This window comes from Pseudoalteromonas sp. AWM4_233 (assembly GCF_056158285.1).
In genome coordinates, this window is sequence record NZ_JBSWSZ010000021.1 from 1 (window position 1) to 6766 (window position 6766).

Here is a 6766-nt window from a genome sequence, read left to right on the forward strand (position 1 = left end):
TTACGTATTGCTAAGGTTAACGACGGTTAGATTCACCTCTTACACAGCACCTGGGCGATATGGTTAATTTGCCCTTGGTATTGAGTTAAAAACTGCGCTAAGGCCTGTTGCTCAGTTTTAGTTACTTGGCTTATCACCACATTGCCTTGGTCTTTATAAGTAAGTTGCTCAAGTATATTGGTGACGTCTTGCGTGATCCGCAGTGATAGCAATAACAGAGTCAAGCTCAAGCCTAAGGCAATGATCTGCGCGCCTTTTACGTAAATCCGTTGCTGCATAAGATAAAGTGCAAAACCAAATAGCTGAGCGCGCTTAGATAGCCCCCATTTGCCCAAGCCAAGTACACACCAAGTCAACAAAACTAAACCGAATAGGCAAACCGCCAGTGTGCCGACGACCATGATGGTTAAAGTCCAATTGTCTGAGTACCATACAATAAGTGCAATAATAGCGACGACAGGCATCATAATCTTGAGCCATTGCTTACGCTCTGGCGCTTGATAGCTCATAAGTAAACGCTTAACCGGTGAAGTGAGTACCGAATACCAAGCTGGTAGAGTGAGTGCAATATAAAGACTAAGTGCGATGGCTATTACCTCTAACAGCGCAGTCCACTGCCAATCAAGCGCAATCACAATATGGTAATTTTCTAGCCATTGCACCGCAACATAAGTGGTCGCTGTTGCCAATAAAACACTTGGAACTAGGGTAATTGCAGTCGTAAATAACAGGTGCTGTGTAAGAGGTGAATCGAACTCGTCGTTAACCTTAGCAATACGTAACTGAACGAAGTAGGTTCTGCTTGTAAAAATACGCATTGAGGTTAAAACCAAGACTCGCTGTGCCTAGTTCAGCACCTCTACCAAAAAGTCGCTTAGGCTAATTTTGGTTGTTTCTATATTCCATTGTTGATTATGTTGTGCTAGGAGTAATAGTTGTTCTGTCAAATTTTTCATTCTAATGGCTTCAGAATGTATCGCTTCAATTGATTCTTTAAAAAGTTCCTCATCATGCAATCCTCGTCTTTTTAAAAGACTGGTATAGCTTTCAATTACAGTTAGTGGTGTTTTTAGTTCATGGGAAGCACTTGAAGCAAATTGTTTTTGCTTATCAAAGTTGACTTCGAGTAAATCAATCATATGATTAAAAGTCGTACCCATTTCATGCAATTCGTCATTGGAATCTTTATTTAATGGCAGCCGTTTAAATTTCCCACTTTCTCTAATTTCACTCATCGTCTTAATCATTGAAGTAATCGGCGCAATAATAAGGTTGCCTAATAACCTACTAGAAATAATAACTGGAATCATTGCAACTAAGGTTACAATGATTAAAACCAACCGTAATACTTTTAAATTTTCTGTCGTTCTTACAATGCTTTTGGCGATTTGCAGGTTAGCTATTTCACCATTGCTCAAAATAATCGGAATCGAACCAAAAGTATATGAGGTTTCACCCTCTTTAATCTCGACATTTAATGAGGAACTAAATGATTTCTCTATGTTATGAGCCTCTTTATTAAAAGAAGGATCCACAAATGTACTAGCTGCTTTTTGGCTATCCTCATAAACGATACGAACCATACCGTCGATAGGAATATAAGCCCGAAGTAACGTGTCCATTGGTACCGTGGCAAGTGACTGATCGATTTCAGCAGCATTTCTTTCCAATTCCAGTTTCCCACGGTCAAGTTCACTATTCATCATCATATTGCTAAACAGCAAATAAATAGAGATATTCATGACGATTAGTAATATGATGAACAAGATAGAAGTATATAGATTGATTTTGTTTTTTAACTTCATTTCATCTCCCTTATTACATAACCTACACCTCGTACCGTATGGATAAGCGCAGGGAGATTTTCAACGTCAATTTTCTTCCTTATATAACGAATATAAACATCAACAACATTTGTATCACCAATAAAATCATATCCCCAGACTGCTTCAACAATTTGATCACGATTCAGTACTTGTCGTTTATTTACCAATAAATAAACAAGCAAATCAAACTCCCTCGGTGTCAATTCAATAGATGTATCCCCACGAAAAACTTCTCTTGTTTTCTCATTCACTTTTAAATTAGCAATCGTAAGCACATCTTCTTCATTTTCTACTTCCTCAGTGACTTTATTTCGGAATGCCACACGGACTCTGGCCAGCAACTCTTCTATTTGAAAAGGCTTTGTTATATAATCATTCGCACCTAAATCTAATCCAGAGACTTTGTCTTCAACTTGAGCTTTTCGCAGTTAAAAGAATGACCGGTGTATGGTTATCATTAGCCCTAATTCTTCTTAACAACTCTATTCCGCTAATACCCGGAAGCATAATATCTAATAATACGAGATCCCATATTTTGCTTTTATAAGTATGGAATCCTTCTAACCCATCAAGCGCTTTTGTCACTTTATACCCTTCATATTCCAGCTCTAATTCTAATAACCGTGCAATTTTTTCTTCATCTTCAATGACGAGAATTGATTTTTTGTCCATTAAATACCCACCCTTTACAATCCACTTTATGATTGATTGTAGATTCTTTTTATTAAGATTCTATTACTTTATGAATATATTTATATTAATACCTTTCAACTCCAGTTTCTGTTAAAATTCGTGTTTATTAAACGGCCAAATGGTTCATTTCTTTCTCATTATTTTTTAAAAGAGGCAATTAAATATGAGCTTTCTTTTTTGAAAGGACTTATCTAGTACAATCGTTTGTTTTTGAATTGAGACTTTTATTGGATGAATTTAACCGGAGCATTTGTTATGGTTAATTAAAATTATATTTACAGGAGATGAAATTGCATCATGTATAAATGGCAACTTGCACTAATTACTGGGATACTGCTCCTCTCTGCTTGTAACAGTAATTCCGTTGAGGAATCGGACATGAATAAAGAGAAGACCCACGAAGTGTCTCAATCATCTGATGAAAAAGAGGCAAACTCAAACTCAGGTAACCATTCAGTCCCTGTACAAAACATAGCAAATGATAAGATTTCTAACGAAAAGGATTTGTCTTCATTACCAGAATACGGCAAAATTATAGAACTAATCGGTGATCAAGATTATCTCTTCACAAAAGAATCAGATACTGGAAGTAAACGCGTGTTTATTATTGAGCAAAATGGTGAAAAACAATATAAAACTATCTTCATCAAGAAAACAAATCGACTTAAAGTGATAAAAATTCACGGTAATGGCGGAGAAGTTTTCAACCAAATATTACCATAAAAAGAATGACAGAAAAGACACTAATAGCAGGTGGAAGTAATGAAAGTCGACCGGACCCTTTGAGGTTATTCTTTAAGTATTTATACATTTCTATGGCATGAAAGAAGTTTAAGGAAATTCGCGCCATGATTTCCTATCCGATTCAAACCAATTGTTTCTAGGTAACTTGCACATCTTCATACCTGTTGTTCGCATTTTGGCTTTGCCCATACCTTTTCCCCAAAGGTATAGGTATAACTTATGCTCATGTGTTTGGTTGTAAAGAGGCTAGAGCAAAACAAACACAATAGAAACTAATTTTCCTCACATTGTTCGCCGGAACTTAATAAAGAGTGACACCATTTTAGTGTCACTCTTTGTTCATCATTTCACTGACGGCTGTTTTTTCCTTGCAAGGAATAACATGATGGTACCTGCTAGTAAGATTGTCATACCCATTGCTAAATAGTTATAGCTGTTGGTTGACGTATTTGGTAGAGACTTACCTGTTTTCTCCTCTGGTTTGGCGCCAGATTTCATTTGTTCTTTTTTCCCTTTTATGACATCTGCTGGTGTTTTACCATCAGTTGGTTTTTTATTGCCATTGCCTGGGTCTGGTTTTTTCGTTGGTGGAGGAGGGGTGTTGCCCTCGCCCGTTCCGTCTTCATCTACTGTTGTTGTTGCTTCTGCATAAGTATAGCCAAGGATTTCATATTCTTCGTCATAGGCCATCAATTCAATAGTATATGTTGTATCTTTTTCAAGTTCTGTCCAAATATGCGAGAGTGTATCTGCATCCACGATTTCATACTCTTCTCCATTTAGAGAGATTTCATATTCATAGACTGCTCCTTCACCATCGTATATCCATTCTGTTTCAATAGAGTCTTCTGTTGCTTCTACTTTTGTGAAGTAAAGATCTTCACTAATCGTGAATACATAATCGAAATAAATTTCAATTTCTTCTCCATCCGCATTTAGTGCTGCAATAGCAACTTCATACGGCGTTCCCGGAGATAGTCCAGTAAATACGTAACTAGATTCTGTTCCTGATACTGTATCTACTGATTCACCATCTATATACAATTCATAAGCTGCTACTTCTTCTTCTCCATTATATTCCCATTCTGCATAGATTGAATCATGTGTCGCTGTTAAAGAGGTAAAGCTTAAGTTCCCCATTTCTTCTTCATAGAAAACTTCCACACCGCGCATTCTTAATTCTTTAATCACTTCCATCGCTTTCGATCCTTCCGAAATGTCAAGCGTTGGGACCGAGATGAAAGAGACAACAGCTAAGTAAGGTAAATCTAGTAATGGCGAAATATCCGTAATAGCTGTTTCATCCATTGCTAAGAATAATAGATTATTACCATTCTTAAGTGGCGTAATGTCAGTAATAGCGTTACCCGAAATAATGAGACCTTGTAAAACATGGGCATTCTCAGAATTTAACCAATCAAGATTCGTCATATTTGTATAATCTGCAAGTAAAAATAACAACTGTAATTTCGCTAGTGATTTGAAATCACTAATTGGATTATCCGATACGATTAAGTATTGCAGATTGGCTGCTTTTTCGATTCCTTTAAGACTTGTTAGTTCATTATCATATAGTGATAATTCGATTAAGCTACTTGGCAAAACAGGGAGCTTTTTATATCCATTGCTATCTGCTGAAAGCGATTGTAAGTTAGGTAAACCTTGTATTGGTGATAAATCGAGTCCCAGGATTGCAGGAAGCAACAAGCATATTCAAGCTTGTTAAGCCCGACAATGGTTTTAAATCTTTCACTTTTGTGTCATCAATATATAATACCGATAATTTACTCAAGCCTTTAATCGCTGTTAGATCACTGACTGGGTTCCCTGTTATCGATAGCTCTTCAAGGTTTGTAGCCAACTCTAGCCCAGCTAAATTCCGAACACCTTCATAATCAACATACAGTGAAGTTAAATTTTTCATATCACTTGCATATATGTCACTCGGCTAATGCCAAGAGTCATCTTAATCATGTCTCTTAACCCTTTATCCTTAATCGACACTTTTTTTCCTTCAGGTAATTTTGCCGTTTTCACATCCATTGTTGCCCGACCAATTAATTGTTTACCGTCGTAAGCCTTAATAACGATATCATAGGTTGTATCTGCCTTTAAGTTCTTAAATACATGTTCTTCTAAACCAGATGCTTTACGTTTCTTTCCCGTCAATAGAAACAATATAATGATCTGGGTACAAATTGATATTGGCTTCAGGCCAGAAACTCCAATACACTTGGATACTTGATTCATTGACAAATCCACGCTCTACCATCATATTTACATCATCTGCTTCATTGCTGTACACGGTTACGCCTTTTGCAGTTAAATCTTTCAGTACAGCTTGTGCCGCAGCATTTTCACCAATCCAAGGCCAGACGCATAAGCATAAACTGTTTGAAGATTCGTTAATTTTCTAAGAAAGTCCAGGTTGGCTAGGGAAGTATCGAGAGAATATTTAATTCCACTAAACTTGTACTCAAAAATACTTGTATCTGTAATAGCTAATCCTGTGACATCAAGAGTCTTTTAACTTTGTTAATGCTTTGATTGGTGTTAAATCAGCAATGTCATTATAACCGAGATGCAATGTTTCTAAACTTGTCGCAAATTGTAATCCTTCAATAGATGTTACCCATAAATTCGCGATTGATAGACTGGTTAAACGGTCTAAGTCCGCTTGATAAATAGCGCGCTTTAACCCTAACTCATCTTTAATTGCTTGCTCAAGGGCACTGTCTTCGAATGGAATAACTTCTCCTGTCGGTACTGCCGATGTTGTTACTTCTACCTCTGCTGAAGATACTACACGACCTCTTCTTTGAACACCTTCTACTTTCACTTTATATGTAGTAGCAGGGGCTAATTTCGTTAATGCATAAGTGGTTTTATTTGGTGAAACGACTTCTTTTAGATGGCCATCAACGTATAATCTAAATTCATCAACATCCACTAAACTCCACGAAATGTCAGCTGTTGTATCAGTTATCTTATGAGCAACGATATGTTATTGTAGGGACAGGTTCATCTTTTGCTGCTTCTTCATCCGCTACTTGTTCCTCTTCCTCAACAACCGTTTCATCGTCTTTCGGCGACTCTCCGCTAGCTTCCTCTTCTACATACCGGCATTTCAACCGTTAACTGTTGTTTCGTTACTTTGCGCCTCACCTTGCGCAATCGCATAAGTCACTGTATCTCCAGGTTTCACCTCAGAATCAATCAATTGATACAGACGATAAACGCGCATCTTCCCCAGTTTGTCGACCCATTTCTGGTTGTGGCAAGAACCCAGCGTTTGAGCGTTCGTCGGTGCAGAGTGGTTCTGTTGTTGGTGTAGTCGGTGGGGGCGGGTGGGCTTTTTTTTCCCCCCCCCCCCCCCCCCCCCCCCCCCCCCCCCCCCCCCCCCCCCCCCCCCCCCCCCCCCCCCCCCCCCCCCCCCCCCCCCCCCCCCCCCCCCCCCCCCCCCCCCCCCCCCCCCCCCCCCCCCCCCCCCCCCCCCCCCCCCC

Annotated in this window: 9 protein-coding genes; 1 reads left to right on the top strand and 8 read right to left on the bottom strand. The window is 38.8% G+C overall.

The annotated features are described in order from the left end of the window. Positions 1 to 32: 32 nt before the first annotated feature. From ACXAC4_RS18610 to ACXAC4_RS18625, 4 genes are all read right to left on the bottom strand, one after another. Complete coding sequence (locus ACXAC4_RS18610; protein ID WP_475164497.1) at positions 33 to 818, bottom strand: hypothetical protein; 786 nt, start codon at positions 816 to 818, stop codon at positions 33 to 35. Between the two features lie 27 nt (positions 819 to 845). Beyond that, positions 846 to 1805 (bottom strand): histidine kinase dimerization/phospho-acceptor domain-containing protein, encoded by a 960-nt coding sequence (locus tag ACXAC4_RS18615; protein ID WP_475164500.1) that lies wholly within the window; start codon positions 1803 to 1805, stop codon positions 846 to 848. After that, positions 1802 to 2149: a winged helix-turn-helix domain-containing protein gene (locus ACXAC4_RS18620; protein ID WP_475164503.1), complete on the bottom strand. Its 348-nt coding sequence runs from the start codon at positions 2147 to 2149 to the stop codon at positions 1802 to 1804. The genes ACXAC4_RS18615 and ACXAC4_RS18620 overlap by 4 nt, the downstream gene beginning before the upstream one ends. Positions 2150 to 2234: 85 nt before the next feature. Further along, entirely contained in the window at positions 2235 to 2498 is a 264-nt protein-coding gene (locus tag ACXAC4_RS18625; RefSeq protein WP_475164504.1) for a response regulator, read from the bottom strand. 399 nt (positions 2499 to 2897) lie between these two features. On the opposite strand from ACXAC4_RS18625, the gene ACXAC4_RS18630 reads away from it, so the two are divergent. Continuing rightward, positions 2898 to 3242: a hypothetical protein gene (locus ACXAC4_RS18630; protein WP_475164507.1), complete on the top strand. Its 345-nt coding sequence runs from the start codon at positions 2898 to 2900 to the stop codon at positions 3240 to 3242. A gap of 363 nt (positions 3243 to 3605) precedes the next feature. Here the strand turns inward: ACXAC4_RS18630 and ACXAC4_RS18635 are convergent, their stop codons facing one another. From ACXAC4_RS18635 to ACXAC4_RS18650, 4 genes are all read right to left on the bottom strand, one after another. Beyond that, positions 3606 to 4970 carry a fibronectin type III domain-containing protein gene (locus tag ACXAC4_RS18635; RefSeq protein WP_475164509.1) on the bottom strand — a complete coding sequence of 455 codons (1365 nt, stop codon included), beginning with the start codon at positions 4968 to 4970 and terminating at the stop codon, positions 3606 to 3608. After that, on the bottom strand, positions 4915 to 5187 hold the full coding sequence (locus ACXAC4_RS18640) for a leucine-rich repeat domain-containing protein (protein ID WP_475164511.1): 273 nt from the start codon (positions 5185 to 5187) through the stop codon (positions 4915 to 4917). The genes ACXAC4_RS18635 and ACXAC4_RS18640 overlap by 56 nt, the downstream gene beginning before the upstream one ends. Beyond that, the gene (locus ACXAC4_RS18645; RefSeq protein WP_475164513.1) at positions 5184 to 5513 is read right to left on the bottom strand and encodes a hypothetical protein; all 330 of its coding nucleotides are present in this window, start codon (positions 5511 to 5513) and stop codon (positions 5184 to 5186) included. The genes ACXAC4_RS18640 and ACXAC4_RS18645 overlap by 4 nt, the downstream gene beginning before the upstream one ends. 265 nt (positions 5514 to 5778) lie before the next feature. Beyond that, positions 5779 to 6264: a fibronectin type III domain-containing protein gene (locus tag ACXAC4_RS18650; RefSeq protein WP_475164517.1), complete on the bottom strand. Its 486-nt coding sequence runs from the start codon at positions 6262 to 6264 to the stop codon at positions 5779 to 5781. Between the last annotated feature and the right edge of the window lie 502 nt (positions 6265 to 6766).

Bases quoted from the DNA above. Each gene is read 5' to 3' on its own strand.
- ACXAC4_RS18645 (WP_475164513.1), bottom strand. From the start codon at position 5,513: ATGAATCAAGTATCCAAGTGTATTGGAGTTTCTGGCCTGAAGCCAATA.
- ACXAC4_RS18640 (WP_475164511.1), bottom strand. From the start codon at position 5,187: ATGAAAAATTTAACTTCACTGTATGTTGATTATGAAGGTGTTCGGAAT.
- ACXAC4_RS18610 (WP_475164497.1), bottom strand. From the start codon at position 818: ATGCGTATTTTTACAAGCAGAACCTACTTCGTTCAGTTACGTATTGCT.
- ACXAC4_RS18630 (WP_475164507.1), top strand. From the start codon at position 2,898: ATGAATAAAGAGAAGACCCACGAAGTGTCTCAATCATCTGATGAAAAA.
- ACXAC4_RS18625 (WP_475164504.1), bottom strand. From the start codon at position 2,498: ATGGACAAAAAATCAATTCTCGTCATTGAAGATGAAGAAAAAATTGCA.
- ACXAC4_RS18615 (WP_475164500.1), bottom strand. From the start codon at position 1,805: ATGAAGTTAAAAAACAAAATCAATCTATATACTTCTATCTTGTTCATC.